The following is an 18654-nucleotide window of genomic DNA, read 5'->3' as shown; positions in this document are numbered from 1 at the left end:
ATGGTTGGAGTTCAGGTTTGGCCGTGGGAATTCTGGCCCGGGCAGGACAGCGCCCCGATGGGGGTGGCTGTTGTGTGGATTGCTGAGTTGTTTTGTAGTTTTATTACGTTGCCAATTTCAACATCCGGACAGGCGATATCAGGCGCCATAACGGAAGTAGTAATTGCGGGTTGCAGGCGCATAAGTGTCTTTCTCTTCAGCACCTTTCTTGCTGGTTGCACCCTTCAGGTGGAACAGCACTGCCAGATTCTCGAACATATGATGACCTCGTTTCTCTGTGGTTCATGGGTTGTGTGACCTTGGTCACGTTCTGATCCTAGGGGCATATGTGAGCTGGATCAACTTTTTGTGTTGTAAATTTACATAAATCATGGAAAGGGTTTTCAAATGCAGACCTGTTCATGGATACGATTTCAAGCCAGGGCCACGTATGGAATCGGGGATGTGAGAGAGGTGGCCGAGGAGGAAGTACAAAAAAGATGCCCCGCACTGGGCGGGGCATCGATATGGTCGTGAGCTGGCTTACTTGGCCGGGATATGTTCCAGCACGTGAACCAGCAGTTGCCAGAAACGCTCGACCGCCGGGATGTGTACCTTCTCCCCCGGTGCGTGGGCGCCACGGATGGTCGGGCCGAAGGAGACCATGTCCCAGTCCGGGTAGGCGCTCTTGAACAGACCGCACTCGAGGCCTGCGTGGATCACCATGACGTTCGGCATCTCGCCAAACAGGGTCTGGTAGCTGCTTCGCACCAGCGCCATGACCGGTGAGTCAACGTTCGGGGCCCAACCCGGGTAGGCGCCGGTGAACTCGCAGCTGGCGCCGGCCAGGGTGAACAGGGAGCGGGTCATCTGCTCGATGTTCTCGCGACCGGAATCGATGAGGGAGCGGATCAGGCACTGCACATAGACTTCCCCCTCGAGTGTCTTGATGACACCCAGGTTGGTGGAGGTCTCGGTCACGCCCGGGATGGCGTCGCTCATGCGCATCACCCCGTTCGGGCAGGCCATCAGGGCATCCAGCAGGCGGCTTTGCAGGGACTCGCTCATGAGCTGGGCCGGTTTCTCCCGGGCGGTGAGCAGCACGGTGAGGTTGGCCTCGGTGGCGGCCAGCTCGCTCTGATAGATGCCGGCGTAGCGGTCCACCAGGGCCTTGAAGTCAGCCACGCTGGCGGCGGGCACCAGCAGGCTGGCACGGGCCTCGCGGGGGATGGCGTTGCGCAGGGTGCCGCCACTGAGATCGCCAAGGCGCACCCCCAGCGGTTCGGCGGCCTTGAGCAGACGCACCAGCAGCTTGTTGGCGTTGCCGCGGCCGCGATGGATGTCGACCCCGGAGTGGCCGCCGCGCAGGCCCTTGACCTGCAGCTCGAAACCTTCACCCTCGGTGGCAGCAACCCGCTCCAGGGGGAAGCGGATATTGGCATCCACCCCGCCGGCGCAGCCCATGTAGACCTCGCCATCCTCTTCGGAGTCGGTGTTGAGCAGGATCTCGCCTTCCAGCCAGCCCGCTTCCAGACCGAAGGCGCCGGTCATGCCGGTCTCTTCGTCGGTGGTCAGCAGCACTTCCAGCGGACCGTGCTTGATGGTCTTGTCGGCCAGCACGGCCAGGCAACCCGCCATGCCCATGCCGTTGTCGGCACCCAGGGTGGTACCGCGGGCGGTGACCCATTCGCCATCGATGTAGGCATCGATAGGATCGGTGGTGAAGTCGTGCTGGGTGTCGGCGTTGGCCTGGGGCACCATGTCGATGTGGGCTTGCAGCACCACGGCCTTGCGGTTTTCCATCCCCGGTGTGGCCGGTTTCTTGATGATGATGTTGCCGACGGCATCTTGCTTGACCGCCAGGCCTTCTCCCTGGGCCCATGCGACGATCCAGGCGCTCAGTTGGGCTTCGTGCTTGGAGGGGTGGGGGATGGAGCAGATCTGCTCGAAGAATTGCCAAATCAACTTGGGAGACAGAGAACTGAGCTGTGCCACGTCGGGACTCCTTACCAGCATGGAAAATGTCGGGCCCCACTCTGCGGGCCGGGGAAGAGGATAACGATAATACAGTCAATCACGCAAAAATGTGAGCGATCAGCGCAAATGACGCTCTGCTTGTGCTGGGAAAGGGAGCATGGATGGCGAACTTCACTACCTGCCTTATTTGTGTCAGCACAACATCAATTTTGTGATGTCAGTCACAAAAATATTGTCTTTTGGGCGCCGGGTGGTAAATTAGCCGCCGTGGCCAGCCCACTTGTCAGGATGACAATCAATGCCTCCAGGGAACCGAAGCAAAGCAAGTGCGCCTCCATGGAACCGAGTGTCAGTTCAAGGATGTGAACCCGCATTAAGGTACGTAACTTGTTAAGCAATCAGGAGTTTATGATGTCAGGCAGCAATTCAACCTATTGGTTTGCCCAATCTCTCTATACCCAGGGCTTCAACTACCCGAATCCCTACGCCACCCGCCGTTAAGGCTCGCAGGCGTCACAGGTAACAGCAGCAGGTGCGTGAGGATCCTCTCCTCCCCCTGCTATTTTTTTGCCCGAATGTCATGGAATGTGTGTCAAACGGCTAACCTGTCGGTGTCGCCGGAGCCCTCCCAAAAGGGCGACAGAGCGGAAGATGGCGGACATTTCCTGTTTTTCGCATACGTTTGCCGCTCAATTTATCCATAAAGAGTGCTATCATACCTGCCCAACAGCCGGCCCGAGATCGGGAGTCCACCCGAGATGGCCGCCAGCTACACCCCATCCCTGTTCGCATTGCATCCGTTTTTGCCGCCGAGGCGTCAGCCCCGAGGCCGAAAAAGTGCAAGCAAAATTCGGGAAACGGGGTGCCAGAATTGACCTGAGCCCGTCTCTTTGCCGGGTTTCGCCTCATAAGTGATTGCTTTATAACTCGTTGAGATCGATAGCATGCCAAAAAAGTTCTATGTATCGTGGGATAACCTGCAACGCGAAGCGCGCCGTCTGGCCCGTCGTCAACTGCCTGTCAGCCAGTGGAAAGGGATCATCGCCGTCAGCCGCGGTGGTCTGGTGCCTGCGGCCCTGATGGCCCGCGAACTTGGCATTCGCAATGTCGAAACCCTCTGCATCTCCAGCTATGACCACGACAACCAGCGCGAGCTGGTGGTGGTGAAGGCTGCCACCACCGCAGGTGACGGCGAAGGCTGGCTGGTGGTGGACGATCTGGTGGACACCGGCGGCACCGCCAAGGCGATCCGCGAGCTCTACCCCAGAGCCAAGTTCATCACCATCTTCGCCAAGCCCATGGGCGAACCCCTGGTGGATGACTTCGAAGTCGCCATTCCGCAGGACACCTGGATTGAACAGCCCTGGGACATGGCGCTGGAGTTCGCCAAGCCGATCTGCGACGAAGCGTAATCGTCGCACCGGTCGCGACCAGTGACTCCTCGGCATTCGGGAGCGGACTGATCCGTCGTGATGCAAGGTTGACCACATTGAGCCCCTTTTGGGGCTCAATGCGTTTATGGTGTGGCTGCTCGATGTGAAAAGTGGTTAAGATGGGACATTGTTTGAGACAGAAGAGCCACCATTTTGGAACCAAACGACGATACCAATCTGACGGAAAAGCTGTTTACCCGGGTCAAAAAGGTATTGGAAACTTCCGAAGTCTCCAACTCGAGCCCCGTCGACGAGCAAGACAGCGCACTGTCTGACAGCTTCATCGATGGCGCCCTGTCGCCCCGCTGGTATCGCCTGCTGCGCAGACCGACCTGGGCCTGGCAGGGGGCCGATCCCGTCGAGGTGGAGCAGACCCTGGCGCACATCGCCATGGGGCAGGGGGAGCGCAGTCACGAACGCTATCTGGACACCATCAAGGGCTATGTGCCCGGCAACTGGGTCTATGAGTGGAGCCAGCTTGCCGGCCGTTATTTCAATACGGGGCGGACGCTGCTGGGGGAAGGGGATCGCGCCGCGGCGCTGAAGAGCCTGCTCAAGGCAGTGCGCTACTACTCCATCGCAAGCTACCCCCACCTCAAGCACGACGAGCTGGCGGATCAGGCCCAGTTGCTCGGCAACATGGCCTATCGCGAGGCCGGACGCCTGTTCAAGGTGCCCCTCAAGGAGTTGCAGGTCCCGTTTCGGGGCAAGACCATCCAGGGCTACCTGCATCTGCCCACCACCGAGAAACCTGTGCCCCTGGTCATCGTCAGCGGTGGCATCGATTCGCTTCAGGTGGACTTCCTCAACTTCTATTTCAAGTGTCTCGAGCCACACGGCATCGGGATGCTCTCCCTGGACATGCCGGGCACCGGCTATGCCGAGCACTGGCCCCTGGTGCAGGACACCAGCCGCCTGCACCAGGCGGTGCTCAACTACCTCTCGGAGGTGGCCTGGGTCGATCACCAGCGCATCGCCATGGTGGGGTTCCGCCTCGCCGGCAATGTGGCGGCCCGCCTCGCCTTCGTCGAGCCGTTCAAGCTTCGGACCGTGGTCTGCATCGGTGCCGGCATCAACCAGGTGTTCACCAATCAGGAGATGTTCGCCCGCTGCCCGCGCATGATGCGCGACGGGCTGGCGAACCGGCTGGGGGCGGACGCGGCCCAGTGGGATCTGCTGCGCACCAAGTGTCAGGTCTTCTCCCTCAAGACCCAGGGATTGCTGGGGAGTCGCACTTCCGTGCCGATATTGAGTATCGGGCACAAGAAAGATTTTATTTGTCCCGAGCAGGATGTCCGGGCATTGGCCGCTGCGAGTCGCAACGGCAAGGCGGTGGTGTTTGACAAGCAGCCACTGCTCGAGGTCTATGACGAGGCACTGAAAGAGACGGTAGATTGGCTCAAAAAGCACTTATGTACATGATATAAAACTAAAAATGTAACATCACCATGTGATGGTATGGCTTGTTCAACAGGGAGGTTAGCATGTCGGAAAGAGTGACTTACAAGCGATTGCTTCGGCAGTTCGCGGCCATTGGCCCCTATTTGCGTGAAGACCTGTGCGAGGAGGGCCGCTACCGCTTTGACTGCCTGTCCGTCTGCGTCAGCGCCAAGCCTGCCCCGGACAAGCGGGAGTTCTGGGGCTGGTGGCTGGTGCTGGAGCAGGAGGATCACAGCTTCAGCTACCACTATCAGACGGGGTTCTACAACGCGGACGGGGAGTGGATCGACAAGGCGCTGCCCAAGAAGCATCAGGCGGAAGTGGAACGCACCCTGCAACATTTCTACAAGCTCATCAGCGGCAAGTTGACCCAGCTGGAGTGCACCCTCTCCCCCGCGAAGCAGGTGACCGCCGAACTGAGCGTGACGGCAGCCTGATCCCCAAGCCCCGCATCTTCCCGGTGCGGGGTACCCCGATGCTTTGTCACCGAGCCCGCAACTGCCTGGCGAGGCTTAATTGCCTTGCAGGGCAGGGGGGCCGTGGGTATAAAGGGATTCCTTACTTTTCTAACCCTTCGTTCCCATGGAAAACAGAACCATAGTCGTCAAACTGGGCACCAGCGTGCTCACCGGGGGATCTGCCCGCCTCAACCGTGCCCACATGGTCGAGCTGGTCAGACAATGTGCCGCCTTGCATCGACACGGGCACCGTGTCGTGCTGGTCACGTCGGGGGCCATCGCCGCCGGTCGCGAGCATCTGGGCCACCCTCCGCTGGCGCCTACCCTGCCGAACAAACAGATGCTGGCGGCGGTGGGTCAGACCCAGCTCATCCGGGTATGGCAGGACCTGTTCAACCTCTACGGGCTGCACATAGGCCAGATGCTGCTGACCCGCGCCGACCTGGAAGACAGGGAGCGCTACCTCAATGCCCGCGACACCCTGCGCACTCTGCTCGATCACCGCATCATCCCCGTCATCAACGAGAACGACGCCGTGGCCACCGCCGAGATCAAGGTGGGGGACAACGACAACCTCTCTGCCCGTGCGGCCATCCTGGCGGATGCGGACTTGCTGGTCCTGCTCACGGATCAGAAGGGGCTCTTCACCGCCGACCCGCGCACCAACCCGGATGCCCAGCTCATCGAAGAGGTGCAGACCATAGACGACACCCTGCGCTCCCTCGCCGGTGACAGCGTGAGCGGCCTTGGCACCGGTGGCATGGCCACCAAGTTGCAGGCCGCCGACGTGGCGCGCCGCGCCGGGGTGGACGTGGTGATCGCCACCGGCCAGATCCCGGAAGTGATCGGCCGACTCGCCGCCGGGGAGCGGGTGGGGACCTTGTTCCCGGCCCTGGCATCCCCCCTGGAAGGGCGCAAGAGCTGGATCCTGGCAGGGCCCCCTCCTCACGGCGAAGTGCAGGTGGATCAGGGGGCCGTGGCCGCCATGCAGGAGAAGGGCTCCAGCCTGCTGCCCAAGGGCATCGTCGCGGTGAAGGGAGATTTCGTGCGTGGCGACGTGGTGCGTATCCTGGATCCCAAGGGAAGCGAGCTGGCTCGCGGTATTTGCCGTTACGACCATCTGGAGCTGGATCGGCTGCGGGGTGTCCACTCGGATCAGATTGAACAGGTATTGGGTTACGGCTATGGGGCCGTGGCCATCCACCGTGATGACATGGTGCTGCTCTGAACAGGGCGGCACCGCATGAACAAAAGGGAACTGTGATGAGTCTGGAGAAAATGGGGCAGGCGGCCCGTGAAGCCGCCTATCAACTGGCCACCGTCAGCACGGCGCAGAAGAACCGGGCGCTGGCGGCCATCGCCGATGAACTGGAAGCACGCAGTGCCCAGATCCTGGCGGCCAACGAGAAAGACATTGCCGCCGGGCGCGAGGCGGGGCTCACGGAAGCCATGCTGGATCGCCTGCTGCTCAACCCGGCGCGCCTTGCCGGCATCGTGGCGGATGTGCGCAAGGTGATCACCCTGGACGATCCGGTCGGGGCCGAAATCGACAGCCGGGTGCTGGAGAATGGCCTGCGCCTCTCCCGTCGCCGGGTGCCCATCGGGGTCATCGGCGTCATCTACGAGGCGCGCCCCAATGTCACCATCGACATCGCCAGCCTCTGCCTCAAGACCGGCAACGCCAGCATTCTGCGCGGTGGTCGCGAGACCTTCCACTCCAACCTGGAGCTGGTGCGGGTGATCCAGCATGCCCTGGCGGCGTCCGGCCTGCCCGAGGCGGCGGTGCAGTACATCGACAACCCGGACAGGGCGCTGGTGGCCGAGTTGCTGCGCCTCGACCGCTACGTGGATATGATCATCCCCCGCGGCGGCGCGGGTCTTCACAAGATGTGCAAGGAGAACAGCTCCATCCCCGTCATCATCGGCGGGTTCGGTATCAGCCATATCTTCGTGGACGAGAGTGCCGATCTGGCGCGTTCCCTGGCGGTCATCGAGAACGCCAAGGTGCAGCGCCCCTCCGCCTGCAACGCCCTCGATACCCTGCTGGTACACGAGAAGGTGGCGGCCACCTTGCTGCCGCTACTGGTGGCTCTGATGAACGAGCGCAAGGTGACCCTGGTGGGCGCGCCCAATGCCATGGCGCTGCTGGCTGGCAGCGAGAACCTGTGCGACGCGGGGCCGGAAGATTTCGACACCGAGTGGCTGGGGCTGACCCTGGGGGTCAAGGTGGTGGCGGACGTCAACGAGGCGCTGGCCCATATGCGCGAGCACAACGCCGGCCACTCCGATGCCATCCTGACCAACTCCCTCGCCAATGCCGAGCGTTTCGTCAACGGGGCTGGTTCGGCGGCGGTCTATGTCAACGCCTCCACCCGCTTCACCGACGGCGGCCAGTTTGGCCTCGGGGCCGAGGTGGCGGTCTCGACCCAGATGCTTCACGCCCGTGGCCCCATGGGGCTGACCGAACTCACCAGCTACAAGTGGGTGGGGCAGGCGGATTATCTCAGCCGTGCCTGATCCTGGCACGCTCAGCAAGCAGGACAATGCCGACTCAGGTCGGCATTTTTATGCTTTTTTATTGCTCGCAATCAATGGCTTGCATATAACTATCCAGCAGGATGCGGTGTCACCCGGGGCATCAGGCCAGCGACAGCAAGGGGAGCAACTTCAAGGATGAAGGGACAGGATAGGAGTGCGTGGTGGGGCAGCCTCTGGCTGAGCCTGCCACTGCTGCTGGGGGCGCTCTGTTTCAGCGGCGCCAGCCACGCCAGCTGGGACCAGGATCTCTATCGTCAGCTCGGGCTGGCGGGCAAGCTCGACAGCCGCGTGTTTCGCAAGGCCCTGGACGGTTACCAGAGCGTGCGCCACAAGCGAAAACCCATTCTCACCATCATCGACTACAGCAAGCCCTCGACCATGCGCCAGCTGTTCGTCATCGACGTCAAGCGCCACAAGCTGCTCCACCACACCTGGGTCAGCCACGGCCGCAATTCGGGGGAGCTGGCCGCCCGCCAGTTCTCCAATCAGATGAATTCCCGGCAAAGTTCCCTCGGGGTCTACCGCACCGCCGAGACCTATCAGGGCAAGCACGGTTACTCCCTGCGTCTCGACGGCCTCAGTCCCGGCAAGAACAGCAATGCCCGCAAGCGCGCCATCGTGGTGCACGGGGCGGATTACGCCAGCCCCAGGCATCTGCTGAAATTTGACAAGCTGGGGCGCAGCTGGGGATGCCCGGCCCTGCCAAGGGAGCAGTCCAGGGCCATCATCGACACCATCAAGGGAGGGAGCGTCATCTATGCCCATGGCTGAGACCCTGCCCGCGAGTGTGCTGCGATGAGCATCCCATGGCAATCAACAGCAAAAAGGCCAGCATATGCTGGCCTTGGCGCATCAGGTGGGGATTATTTGCGCACCACCAGCACAGGGCAGGGGGCGTGGCGCACCACGGATTCCGCCACGCTGCCCACCAGCAGATGGCTGATACCGGAGCGGCCATGGCTGCCCATGACCACGAGATCCACCTTGTCTTCCTTCGCCTGGAGGACGATTTCATCGGCGGCGCGGCCAAAACGAACCTCGAACTTGGCCGGAATGGGCAGGCAGGCGACCAGTTCCTTGAGCTGACTCTTGGCCTGGCGCTCCATCTCGTGGGTGATCTCGATGGCCGTCATGTGCAGGATCTTGTAGCTGTCGAAGCCGTGCAGCTGATCCACCACGTGGACCAGTTTGAGCTCGGCCTGGTGGGTGTTGGCCATGAAGACGGCGTAGTCGAGTACCGCTCTGGACATCTCGGAGAAATCGACGGGGCAGAGCAGGGATTTGATGGTTGGCATGAGAATCTCCCCTCAAGTTGGGCTACTAATGAATCTTGTTTGCCATGATACGCTCTGGGGCGACAATAACCCTCGACCCGCTCGCAAAATGGGGAAAATGTCGGCCGGGACTCTGTTTTTCTATGCTATCTGTATGCCTGAACGGGCCGTCCGGCGGTGAGCATCTGCCGAGTGCCATATCACTGAGGATATTCATGGTTCGTCTTTTTCTGTTCTGTTGCCTGCTGATCACCTCGTTCGTGCGGGCAGACACCATACACGTCTATTGCGATGACTGGCCCGGCTTCTGTCACCGGGACGGCAAGGGGGTCTATCTGGATGTGGTTCGAGCCATCTATGAACCCCTGGGGCACGAGGTGAAGCTTCACATGGTGCCTTACAAACGGGCACTGGCGGTGGTGTCGCAAAAGGAGGGGGACATGGCGATGGGGGTCTATCGGGGAGAGGTGCCCGGGGTCCATCAGCCCGACTACCCCGACTCGGCTGACTACGTGAGCGTGGTGATGCAAAAGCGCTGGCTGCCGCACTGGGCAGGGGAGCACAGCCTCAAGGAGCAGGAGGTGCTCTGGCTGAGGGGGTGGGCCTTTGACAAGTTCATTCCGGAGCCGATGCGCTGGTTCGAGATAGACAGCCACGAGATGGCGCTGCAATTGCTGATCAAGGGGCGTTACCGCTACTACCTGACCGACGGCGCCCTCTACCCCGAAGGCTCCCTTCCCCCCGAGCTGGTACAGGTATTCCTGCGCTGGATCCCTACCTACCCCATCTTCGCCGATACCCCGAAGGGCAGGCAGTTGCACGGGCTCTGGGATCCCGGCATGCGCACCCTGATAAGGCAGGGCAAGCTGGCGGAGATCTATCGGCAGAACAAGCTGTACGACTACTACCAGGACTTTCTCAGGGAGCAGGTGGTGCGGGCGAACAAGCCACAGCCCTAGCTGTCGGGCCTGATGCCGTCATCGGGCCCCTCTTGTCCTGCCTCAGCCTTTAGCGCTGAGCGTCTTGGCCAACCGGTCATAGAGGATGACGTTGACCGAGGCGGTGAGGTGCATGCAGCCTGTCGGTCTGGCCACATAGATAACGTCTTGCCCCGCCCTCAGCCTTTGGCTCTGAGCGTCTTGGCCAACCGGTCATAGAGGATGACGTTGACCGAGGCGGCCAGGTTCATGCAACCCTGGGTTGGCACATAGATGACCTCCTTCACCGCCGCGAAGCGGGCGGGTTCCAGGGTGCCATCCTCCGGGCCGAAGATGTAGAAGGCTCTCTCGGGGTGCACGTAATCTGGCAGGGGCGTGGCCCCCTCGATCAGATCCACCAGCACAGGGGTGCAGCGCTCGGGCACGAAGTCCAGCAGCTCCTCGACCCCGAGCAGGGGGATCTTCTCCACCATCTGCTTGGTGTCGGTGACAAAACGGCGTGCCAGCTCGAAGCGCTGCCCTGTGTAGTAGACCTCGTCCGCCCCGTAGCAGCCGGCGGCCCGCATCACGGCGCCCACGTTCTCCGGGGATTTGGGATTGACCAGCCCGATGGCGCAATAGTCCCCTCTCTCCCGGGTATCTGCCCGGTGCTGCCCGGCAGCGCCTTCATCTGACACTTTCATCTCTCTCTCCTGTGTGGCGGCGCATTATACCCCCGGTGGGCCCCTTTCCCAGCGTGCGGGGCGGATTCCCGCAAGGCGGGCCCAACAAGGGGGCGGCTGCACCGTGGCGGCGCAGCCCGACCCCCTGATGCGCAATGGCGGCGCCCCTTGCATCCTGGCGCGGGGTTTGCAGTCATTTCCCCATACAAGACGATGAGGCATCCGGACAAAGGCGTCCGTCCCCGCAGGGGGGCGGACGCTTTTTTTATGGGTCCTTCGTCAGACACATGACAAGGAGCAAGGGAATGAAGACCACCTGTGCCTATTGCGGAGTGGGGTGCGGCATCCGGCTGAGCCGGGAGGGTGACAACTGGCAGTTGCAGGGGGATGAGCAGCATCCGGCCAACGGCGGCGCCCTGTGCGTCAAGGGGGCCAGCCTGCTGGAGAGCCTGGCCTTTCCCGATCGCCTGCTCTATCCGCGCTGGATGGGGCAGCGCATCGGCTGGGAGGAGGCCCTGGACACCCTGGCGCAGCGCCTTGCCGCCATCCTGGCCGAGTCCGGGCCGGGTGCCATCGGCATCTATCTGTCCGGCCAGCTCACCACCGAGGATTACTACGTCGCCAACAAGCTGATGAAGGGGTATCTGGGCAGTGCCAACGTGGACACCAACTCCCGGCTCTGCATGTCGTCGGCGGTGGTGGCCCACCAGCGCGCCTTCGGGGAGGATCTGGTGCCCGCCTGTTACGAGGATCTCGAACTCGCCGATCTGGTGGTGCTCACCGGTGCCAACACCGCCTGGACCCATCCCGTGCTGTTTCGCCGCCTGCAGCAGGCCAGGGCGCGGCGCCCCGAGCTCAGGCTGGTGGTGCTGGATCCCCGCCGCACCATGACGGCGGAGCAGGGGGATCTGCACCTGGCGCTCAAACCCGGCAGCGACGTGACGCTCTGGAACGGCCTGTGCCGTTACCTGCTCGATGTCGATGGCTGGGACAAGGCCTATGTGGCGCAGCACGTGAGCGGCTTCGAAGCGTTGGCGGCGGCGCTGGACGATCCGGCCTGGCAGTTGGACGAGGTGGCCCGCAGCTGCGGCCTCTCCCGCAGCGATCTGATCGGTTTCTACCAGCTCTTTGCCCGTACCCCCAAGACCGTCACCCTGTTCTGCCAGGGGATCAACCAGTCCAACCAGGGGGTGGACAAGGCCAACGCCATCATCAACGCCCACCTGATGTGCGGTCGCATCGGCAAGCCGGGGGCGGCTCCCTTCTCCATGACGGGGCAACCCAACGCCATGGGAGGACGTGAGGTGGGGGGGCTTGCAACCCAGCTCGCCGCCCACATGGGCTTTGGCGAGGCCGAGTGCGATCGGGTACAGCGCTTCTGGGGAAGCCCGACCATGGTGCGCGGGCCGGGGCACAAGGCCGTCGAGCTGTTCGAGGCGGTGCACCGGGGGGAGATCCGCGCGCTCTGGGTGCTCGGCACCAACCCGGCCGTCTCCCTGCCGGACGGCAACCGGGTGCGCGAGGCCCTGAGCCGCTGCGAGCTGCTGGTGGTCTCCGAGGTAACGGCCAACACCGACACGGCGCGCCTCGCCCACCTGCTGTTGCCTGCCGCCGCCTGGGGGGAGAAGAGCGGCACCGTCACCAACTCCGAGCGCACCATCAGCCGCCAGCGCGCCTTCCTGCCTCTGCCGGGGGAGGCCAGGCCAGACTGGTGGGCCCTGACCCGGCTCGCCCGCCGGCTCGGCTTTGGCGAGGGGTTCGCCTATGAGCATGAGCACGAGATCTTCTGCGAGCATGCCGCCCTCTCCGGGTTTGAGAACGACGGATCCCGCCAGTTCGACATCTCCGGGCTGGCGGGTCTCACCCGTGCCGAGTTCGAGGCCCTTTCTCCCCTGCGCTGGCCCGTCAACGCCCGCTGGCCCAAGGGGCGTGACCGCTTGTTCGAGGACGGGCGCTTTGCCACCCCGGATGGCCGGGCCCGCCTGCTGCCCCTGGCCCAGCGCTTCCCCGAGCAGCCAGAAACGCCCCCGCTTGCAGGGGCTGTCTCCCTGCTCCTCAACAGTGGCCGCCTGCGGGATCAGTGGCACACCATGACCCGCACCGGCCACGTGCCCCGGTTGCAGGAGGCCGAGCCCTGGCCCAGGGTACGAATGGGAGCCGCCAGCCTGCTGGCGCTTGGCGTGAAGGAGGGGGATCTGGTGCGCCTTTGCAACGGGCTTGGGGAGGCGCTGCTGCTGGTGGGGCTGGATGAGGGGCTCAGGGAGGGGGAGGCCTTCCTGCCCATGCACTGGACCGACAGCCAGTGCAGCCAGGGGGCGGTCAACCGCCTCATCGCCCCCGTGGTGGATCCCCTTTCCGGCCAGCCGATGTTCAAACAGGGGCGTGTGCAGGCCAGGGCGCAGCTCACCCGCTGGCAAGGGCTCTGGTGTGGCCGGGGTGAGTGGCGCGAGCCGGTGGACTGGTGGGCCAGGCGCCCCCTGCCCGAGGGGAACTGCACCCTGCTGGCCTCCTGGTCAGAGAGCACAGAGATCCTGTGGCAACGGCTGGGGGCCGAGGGACACTGGCTCAGGCTGCCCATGAAGGAGGGGTGGCTGGCCGTGGCCCTGGCCGGGGATCGCATCGAGGGCATCTTGCTGGTGGGGGCGCGGCGCCCGGACATCAAGGTCGACCTGCTGGCCAGTCTGCTCGGCACGCCGCTCCAGGCGGGGGCCCTGAGCCAGACCCTGAGCCAGGCCCTGGCCGGGGAGAGCCGGCTGGTCTGCTCCTGCCTGCGGGTCTCGGAGCAGCGCATCGTCGATGCTATCACCCGGCAGGGGGTGAGCGAGCTGGCGGGGCTGCAGGCCCTGCTCGGCTGTGGCAGCAACTGCGGCACCTGTCTGCCCGAAATCGACAAGCTGTTGATCAAACATGTTTTCCTGGCATCCGCTTAGTGCGGTGCCAGGACACAAGGAGCCTGAGATGAGCCAAATCAGTCTGGTGGGAGCGGGCCCCGGGCCCCTCGAATTGTTGACCCTGCGCGCCCTGCACCGTCTGGAGGCGGCAGAGGTCGTGGTCTATGACCGCCTGGTGGGGAGCGAGATCCTGGCCCGCATTCCCCACGGTGCGGCCCGCTTCGACGTGGGCAAGCGCTGCGGTGAGCCGAGCCCGACCCAGGAGGAGATCAACGCCCTGCTGCTGGCCCTGGCCCGCACGGGCAAGCGGGTGGTGCGCCTCAAGGGAGGGGATCCCCTGGTGTTCGGGCGCGGCGGCGAGGAGGCGCTGCACCTGGCCCGGCACGGCATCGAGGCCGAGCTGGTGCCGGGGATCACGGCGGCCCTGGGGTGCGCCGCCAGCAGCTTCCTTCCCCTGACCCACAGGGGGCTGGCCCGCTCTCTGACCCTGGTGACGGGGCACCTGATGGACGAGCGCGACTATCAGGGCTGGCAGGGGCTGACCCGGGCGGGCCACACCCTGGTGTTCTACATGGGGCTGGAGCGGGCGGCCCGCATTCGGGAAGGGATGTTGAGGGCGGGGGCCCCGGGCGCGCTGCCGGTGGCCCTGGTGGTGGCTGGCTGCAGCCCCCGCCAGCAGGTGCACGAGGCCACGCTCGATGGCCTGGAGCAGGCCGCCCGTGCCCTGCTGGGCCAGAGCCCGGTGCTGATCATCATGGGGGAGGTGGTGCGGCTGCGCGCCGAGCTGCAGGGGCTGCTGACGGAGGCCCTGGAACGGGTCGCCTGAGGGGCGATTTTCCCTCTACCCCCACTACCTCCTGATAGATAAAAAGGAGGTAGATTCAAAGAGTTGGCCTTCATGTTGCGGTATTTTCGCCAGACAGAACGCGATCGTCGCCGGCAAGGAGCGCCATGACCACTATTTCCACCCGGGGCCAGGACGGCCCCGCTTCCCGGCTGTTGATCCACGCCGATGACCCGGGCCAGGCGAACCGCCTGGCCCTGCTGGTCAGTCACTACGGCCATCAGCCCGGGATCCTCGATACCCGCCAGTTGCTGACGCCGACGCAGAGGGGGGATGCCCTGCTCGTCAGTTGCCGCCAGTTCAGCGCCGAGGTACGCCTTGGCCTCTCCCTTTGGCCCGACATGCCGCGCCTCTTGTTCTGCGAGCGGCTGGGGGGCGATACCCAGCTCGCCCTGTTGCAGCAGGGGGTGTTGCTGGTGCCCCACCCTTGCGGCGAGCGTGAGCCGGTGGAGCAGTGGCTGCGTCTGGCCCGCAGTCAGCTCGCCATGGTGCAGGCCCTGATGCAGACCGAGAGCGAGCTGCGCCAGAAGCTGGAGGATAGGCGGCTCATCGAGCAGGCCAAGGGACGCCTGATGCGCCATCAGGGGCTGGACGAGGACGAGGCCTATCGCCTGATGCGCAGCACCGCCATGAGCCGTCACCTGAGCCTGGGGGAGCTGGCGCGGCAACTGCTGCAGGCTTTGCCCGCCTGAGCGCTCCCGTGGCCAACCGTTTTGGTGCAACTGCGCCTAATTGAGGCAAATTTGAGGGAGGATCAGGGCACCACAGACCGCAAAGGGCCGCCTGATGCACCCTGGACGAGCTGGCACGGAAAGTGAATAACAAAAACACGATAGCAATGAAGTAACGATGCGCAGTGAGGGGCCGATCAGGCCACTCACCCGCAACAGGGCAAAGAAGCCCCGCTGATCCCGGATCGGCGGGGCTTTTTTTTGGTCGCGACGCACCTTGGGTCGCAGCGCTGCAACGAGGTGGCACTGCGATTCCAGGCAGCCTGGCGCCATGGCCCTGACCCGGAACCGAGGGAGGAGATGCAATGAACGGACGACAAGGATGTGCGGGACTGCTGCTGGCGGCGTTGTCGCTGCCGGTGCTGGCACTGGGAGCCCCGGAGCAGGAGGAGCTCAGGCTCGGCTTCATCAAGCTGACCGACATGGCGCCGCTGGCGGTGGCCTACGAGCGTGGCTATTTCGAGGATGAGGGACTCTACGTCACCCTCGAAGCCCAGGCGAACTGGAAGATCCTGCTGGATCGGGTGATAGACGGCGAGCTGGACGGTGCCCAGATGCTGGCGGGCCAGCCCCTGGCGGCCCACATCGGCATCGGCACCCAGGCCGAGCTGGTGACGGCGTTTGCCATGGATCTCAACGGCAACGCTATCACGGTGGCCAACAGCGTCTGGGCTGCCATGGCGCCCCAGTTGCCCAGGCCGCAGGCGGGCCAGGTGCCGCCCCCGGTGAGCGCCGCCGCCCTCAAGCCCGTGGTGGCGGAGTATCGCCAGGGGGGCAAGCCCTTCAACATGGGGATGGTCTTCCCCGTCTCCCCCCACAACTACGAGCTGAGGTACTGGCTGGCGGCAGGCGGCCTGCACCCCGGTTTCTATGCACCCCGGCTCGGCGACAACTCGGGCCAGCGCCAGGCGGACGTGCTGCTGTCGGTGACGCCGCCCCCCCAGATGCCCGCCACCCTGGAGGCGGGCACCATCGCCGGCTACAGCGTGGGGGAACCCTGGAACCAGCAAGCGGTCGCCAGGGGCATAGGGGTGCCCGTCATCACGGATAACGAGATCTGGCGCAACAACCCGGAGAAGGTGTTCGGCGTCACCCGGCAGTGGGCCGAACGTCACCCCAACACCCATGTGCGGCTGGTGAAGGCGCTGCTGCGGGCGGCCTGGTGGCTGGATGCAGACGACAACGGCAACCGGCGCGCGGCGGCCAAGCTGTTGGCCAAACCCGAGTACGTGGGGGCGGACGAGCAGGTGATCGCGAGCTCCATGACGGGCACTTTCGAGTACGCCAGGGGGGACAAGCGCCAGGTGCCGGATTTCAACGTCTTCTTCCGCCACCACGCCACCTATCCCTACTACTCCGACGCCATCTGGTACCTGACCCAGATGCGGCGCTGGGGCCAGATCCCCGAGGCCAGACCGGACGCCTGGTTCGAGCAGGTGGCCAAGGCCGTCTATCAACCGGACGTCTATCGCCAGGCCGCCGAGGCGCTGATCGCCGAGGGCAAGCTCAAGGCCAGTGACTTCCCCGACTTTGCCAGCGAGCAGGGCTATCGCGGCCCCCAGGATGGCTTCATCGACGGCCTCATCTACGACGGCCGCCACCCCAACGCCTACCTGCAACAGTTCGCCATCGGCCTCAAGGGCGATGAGCGGGTGCAATGAGCAAGGAGATCCCGATGAAACGACACACATGGCCCCTCATCCATTTAAAAGCCATCAACTGGAAAATCATGGTGCAGCCCCTGCTCGGCGTGCTGCTCTTCCTCGGCCTCTGGCAGTGGGGGGCGAGCCAGGTGCAGACCAGTCTGGGCACCCTACCGGGGCCGCTCGCCACCGCCAGCCAGCTCTGGTCCCTCGGGCAGGAGCATCTGCAGGAGCGGGAGAAGGCGGCGGCTTTCCTCGAACGCCAGCAGGTGCGCAACGCCGAGCGACTGGCGGCGGATCCGGCGGCCGAGGTGAAGTTGCGTCCCTACACAGGACGCCCCACCTTCTTCGATCAGATAGCCACCAGCCTGCTCACCGTGCTGTGCGGCTTCGCGCTGGCGACCCTGATCGCCATTCCGTGCGGGGTGCTGCTCGGCATGAACCAGGGGCTCTATCGCGCAGCCAACCCGGTGATCCAGCTGCTCAAGCCGGTGTCGCCGCTGGCCTGGCTGCCCCTCATCACCCTGGTGGTGAGCGCTCTGTATGCAAACCCCGCCCCCTGGCTCGCCAAGTCCTTCCTCACCTCGGCCCTGACGGTGACCCTCTGCTCCCTCTGGCCGACCCTGATCAACACGGCGGTGGGGGTGGCGGGGCTGGATGGGGATCTGCACAACGTCAGCCGGGTGCTGCGCCTCTCCTTTGTGACCCATGTGCGGCGCATCGTGCTGCCCGGGGCCCTGCCCATGATCTTCACCGGGCTGCGGCTCTCACTGGGGGTGGCCTGGATGGTGCTGATCGCGGCGGAGATGCTGGCCCAGAACCCGGGGCTCGGCAAGTTCGTGTGGGACGAGTTCCAGAGCGGCGGCTCTGCGTCTCTGGCCCGCATCATGGTGGCGGTGATCACCATAGGCCTCATCGGCTGCGCCCTGGACAGGGGCATGCTGGCCCTGCAGCAGTGGTTGTCCTGGGACAAGCGCCAGGTGCTGCGTTAATCACATTTCTATTCAGGCAGGAGAAGAGCCAATGAAGAGTTATCTGGAGATAAGCGACGTCGGCATCTCGTTCGAGACGGAGCAGGGCAGCTTCGAGGCCTTGAGCCGGGTCAACCTGCGCATCGAGAAGGGGGAGTTCGTCTCCCTCATCGGTCACTCGGGCTGCGGCAAGAGCACCGTCCTCAACCTGGTGGCCGGGCTGCTGGAGCCGACCCTGGGGGGCATCATTCTCGATGGTCGCGAGGTGGCGGGCCCGGGGCCCGAGCGGGCCATGGTGTTCCAGAACCACGCTCTGCTGCCCTGGCTCAGCGTCCAGCAGAACGTGGCGCTGGCGGTGGCCCAGGTGGAGTCTGACAAGCGGGCAGTGGCGGAGCGGGTGGACTACTACCTCTCCCTGGTGCAGATGGATCACGCCAGCCAGAAGATGCCCCACGAGCTGTCGGGGGGGATGAAGCAGCGGGTCGGCATCGCCCGCGCCCTCTCGCTCTCCCCCAAGGTGCTGCTGATGGACGAGCCGTTCGGCGCCCTCGATGCCCTGACCCGGGCCCATCTGCAGGATGCCCTGATGGCGATCCAGGCGGAGCTTGGCAACACCGTCATCATGATCACCCACGACGTGGACGAGGCGGTGCTGCTCTCCGATCGCATCGTCATGATGACCAATGGCCCCAGCGCCACGGTCGGAGAGATCCTGACCGTCGACCTGCCAAGGCCCAGAGACAGGGTCGCCCTGGCGGACGATCCCCACTACCACAAGCTGCGCCAGCAGGTGCTGCGCTTCCTCTACGAGAAGCAACGCAAGGTGACCCCCCTCAAGGCAGCCGGGCAGGTGCGCAGCAAGCTGCGCGCCTGAG

16 protein-coding genes are annotated in these 18654 nt (G+C 64.1%); 13 read left to right on the top strand and 3 right to left on the bottom strand.

Features of this window, described 5'->3' with window-relative positions; translation table 11 throughout:
• Positions 1–522: 522 nt before the first annotated feature.
• Complete coding sequence (locus tag ACPW74_RS15080) at positions 523–1974, bottom strand: aminoacyl-histidine dipeptidase (RefSeq protein WP_039040348.1); 1452 nt, start codon at positions 1972–1974, stop codon at positions 523–525.
• 926 nt (positions 1975–2900) lie between these two features.
• Here ACPW74_RS15080 and gpt point away from each other — a divergent pair.
• From gpt to ACPW74_RS15050, 6 genes are all read left to right on the top strand, one after another.
• Positions 2901–3368, top strand: coding sequence for a xanthine phosphoribosyltransferase (gene gpt / locus ACPW74_RS15075; protein WP_039040347.1), 468 nt, complete (start codon positions 2901–2903; stop codon positions 3366–3368).
• Between the two features lie 174 nt (positions 3369–3542).
• Positions 3543–4811 (top strand): esterase FrsA, encoded by a 1269-nt coding sequence (gene frsA, locus ACPW74_RS15070; RefSeq protein ID WP_010675462.1) that lies wholly within the window; start codon positions 3543–3545, stop codon positions 4809–4811.
• Between the two features lie 62 nt (positions 4812–4873).
• Positions 4874–5266, top strand: coding sequence for a sigma factor-binding protein Crl (crl, locus tag ACPW74_RS15065; protein ID WP_042883291.1), 393 nt, complete (start codon positions 4874–4876; stop codon positions 5264–5266).
• 145 nt (positions 5267–5411) lie between these two features.
• Positions 5412–6515, top strand: a complete 1104-nt coding sequence (gene proB / locus ACPW74_RS15060; protein WP_048207022.1) for a glutamate 5-kinase — start codon at positions 5412–5414, stop codon at positions 6513–6515.
• Between the two features lie 32 nt (positions 6516–6547).
• A complete protein-coding gene (locus tag ACPW74_RS15055) occupies positions 6548–7804 on the top strand; it encodes a glutamate-5-semialdehyde dehydrogenase (RefSeq protein ID WP_323955194.1) in 1257 nt (418 codons plus the stop codon).
• A 156-nt stretch (positions 7805–7960) separates the two neighbouring features.
• Positions 7961–8596, top strand: a complete 636-nt coding sequence (locus ACPW74_RS15050; protein WP_223924604.1) for a murein L,D-transpeptidase catalytic domain family protein — start codon at positions 7961–7963, stop codon at positions 8594–8596.
• A gap of 92 nt (positions 8597–8688) precedes the next feature.
• On the opposite strand, the gene ACPW74_RS15045 is transcribed toward ACPW74_RS15050, so the two are convergent.
• A complete protein-coding gene (locus tag ACPW74_RS15045) occupies positions 8689–9120 on the bottom strand; it encodes a universal stress protein (RefSeq protein ID WP_010675457.1) in 432 nt (143 codons plus the stop codon).
• A 194-nt stretch (positions 9121–9314) separates the two neighbouring features.
• Between ACPW74_RS15045 and ACPW74_RS15040 the strand changes: the two genes are divergently transcribed.
• Positions 9315–10058 (top strand): hypothetical protein, encoded by a 744-nt coding sequence (locus ACPW74_RS15040; RefSeq protein ID WP_042865053.1) that lies wholly within the window; start codon positions 9315–9317, stop codon positions 10056–10058.
• Between the two features lie 158 nt (positions 10059–10216).
• Here ACPW74_RS15040 and ACPW74_RS15035 read toward each other — a convergent pair whose 3' ends face one another.
• The gene (locus ACPW74_RS15035) at positions 10217–10720 is read right to left on the bottom strand and encodes an RNA methyltransferase (RefSeq protein ID WP_425858292.1); all 504 of its coding nucleotides are present in this window, start codon (positions 10718–10720) and stop codon (positions 10217–10219) included.
• Positions 10721–11004: 284 nt separating this feature from the next.
• Between ACPW74_RS15035 and ACPW74_RS15030 the strand changes: the two genes are divergently transcribed.
• The 6 genes from ACPW74_RS15030 to ACPW74_RS15005 all read left to right on the top strand — a co-directional run bounded on the left by ACPW74_RS15030 (position 11005) and on the right by ACPW74_RS15005 (position 18653).
• Entirely contained in the window at positions 11005–13629 is a 2625-nt protein-coding gene (locus tag ACPW74_RS15030; protein WP_223936684.1) for a nitrate reductase, read from the top strand.
• Between the two features lie 28 nt (positions 13630–13657).
• Complete coding sequence (gene cobA / locus ACPW74_RS15025) at positions 13658–14416, top strand: uroporphyrinogen-III C-methyltransferase (RefSeq protein WP_042883284.1); 759 nt, start codon at positions 13658–13660, stop codon at positions 14414–14416.
• 125 nt (positions 14417–14541) lie between these two features.
• Positions 14542–15126: an ANTAR domain-containing response regulator gene (locus tag ACPW74_RS15020; protein WP_223924727.1), complete on the top strand. Its 585-nt coding sequence runs from the start codon at positions 14542–14544 to the stop codon at positions 15124–15126.
• Positions 15127–15470: 344 nt separating this feature from the next.
• Positions 15471–16826, top strand: a complete 1356-nt coding sequence (locus ACPW74_RS15015) for a CmpA/NrtA family ABC transporter substrate-binding protein (protein WP_164882773.1) — start codon at positions 15471–15473, stop codon at positions 16824–16826.
• Between the two features lie 14 nt (positions 16827–16840).
• Positions 16841–17800: an ABC transporter permease gene (locus tag ACPW74_RS15010; protein ID WP_049636599.1), complete on the top strand. Its 960-nt coding sequence runs from the start codon at positions 16841–16843 to the stop codon at positions 17798–17800.
• Positions 17801–17831: 31 nt separating this feature from the next.
• Entirely contained in the window at positions 17832–18653 is an 822-nt protein-coding gene (locus ACPW74_RS15005) for an ABC transporter ATP-binding protein (RefSeq protein ID WP_010675449.1), read from the top strand.
• Position 18654: the final 1 nt, after the last annotated feature.

Origin of the sequence: Aeromonas sp. INTO2 (assembly GCF_049860605.1) — a bacterium.
Taxonomy (GTDB): domain Bacteria; phylum Pseudomonadota; class Gammaproteobacteria; order Enterobacterales; family Aeromonadaceae; genus Aeromonas; species Aeromonas caviae.
Note: the sequence above shows the minus strand (reverse complement) of the source record. Positions and strands in the feature narration are given on the sequence as shown.

Excerpts from the sequence above, each read along its gene's own strand:
- gpt (WP_039040347.1), top strand. The coding sequence starts at position 2,901 with ATGCCAAAAAAGTTCTATGTATCGTGGGATAACCTGCAACGCGAAGCG.
- crl (WP_042883291.1), top strand. The coding sequence starts at position 4,874 with ATGTCGGAAAGAGTGACTTACAAGCGATTGCTTCGGCAGTTCGCGGCC.
- proB (WP_048207022.1), top strand. The coding sequence starts at position 5,412 with ATGGAAAACAGAACCATAGTCGTCAAACTGGGCACCAGCGTGCTCACC.
- ACPW74_RS15050 (WP_223924604.1), top strand. The coding sequence starts at position 7,961 with ATGAAGGGACAGGATAGGAGTGCGTGGTGGGGCAGCCTCTGGCTGAGC.
- ACPW74_RS15045 (WP_010675457.1), bottom strand. The coding sequence starts at position 9,120 with ATGCCAACCATCAAATCCCTGCTCTGCCCCGTCGATTTCTCCGAGATG.
- ACPW74_RS15040 (WP_042865053.1), top strand. The coding sequence starts at position 9,315 with ATGGTTCGTCTTTTTCTGTTCTGTTGCCTGCTGATCACCTCGTTCGTG.
- ACPW74_RS15035 (WP_425858292.1), bottom strand. The coding sequence starts at position 10,720 with ATGAAAGTGTCAGATGAAGGCGCTGCCGGGCAGCACCGGGCAGATACC.
- ACPW74_RS15030 (WP_223936684.1), top strand. The coding sequence starts at position 11,005 with ATGAAGACCACCTGTGCCTATTGCGGAGTGGGGTGCGGCATCCGGCTG.
- cobA (WP_042883284.1), top strand. The coding sequence starts at position 13,658 with ATGAGCCAAATCAGTCTGGTGGGAGCGGGCCCCGGGCCCCTCGAATTG.
- ACPW74_RS15020 (WP_223924727.1), top strand. The coding sequence starts at position 14,542 with ATGACCACTATTTCCACCCGGGGCCAGGACGGCCCCGCTTCCCGGCTG.
- ACPW74_RS15015 (WP_164882773.1), top strand. The coding sequence starts at position 15,471 with ATGAACGGACGACAAGGATGTGCGGGACTGCTGCTGGCGGCGTTGTCG.
- ACPW74_RS15010 (WP_049636599.1), top strand. The coding sequence starts at position 16,841 with ATGAAACGACACACATGGCCCCTCATCCATTTAAAAGCCATCAACTGG.
- ACPW74_RS15005 (WP_010675449.1), top strand. The coding sequence starts at position 17,832 with ATGAAGAGTTATCTGGAGATAAGCGACGTCGGCATCTCGTTCGAGACG.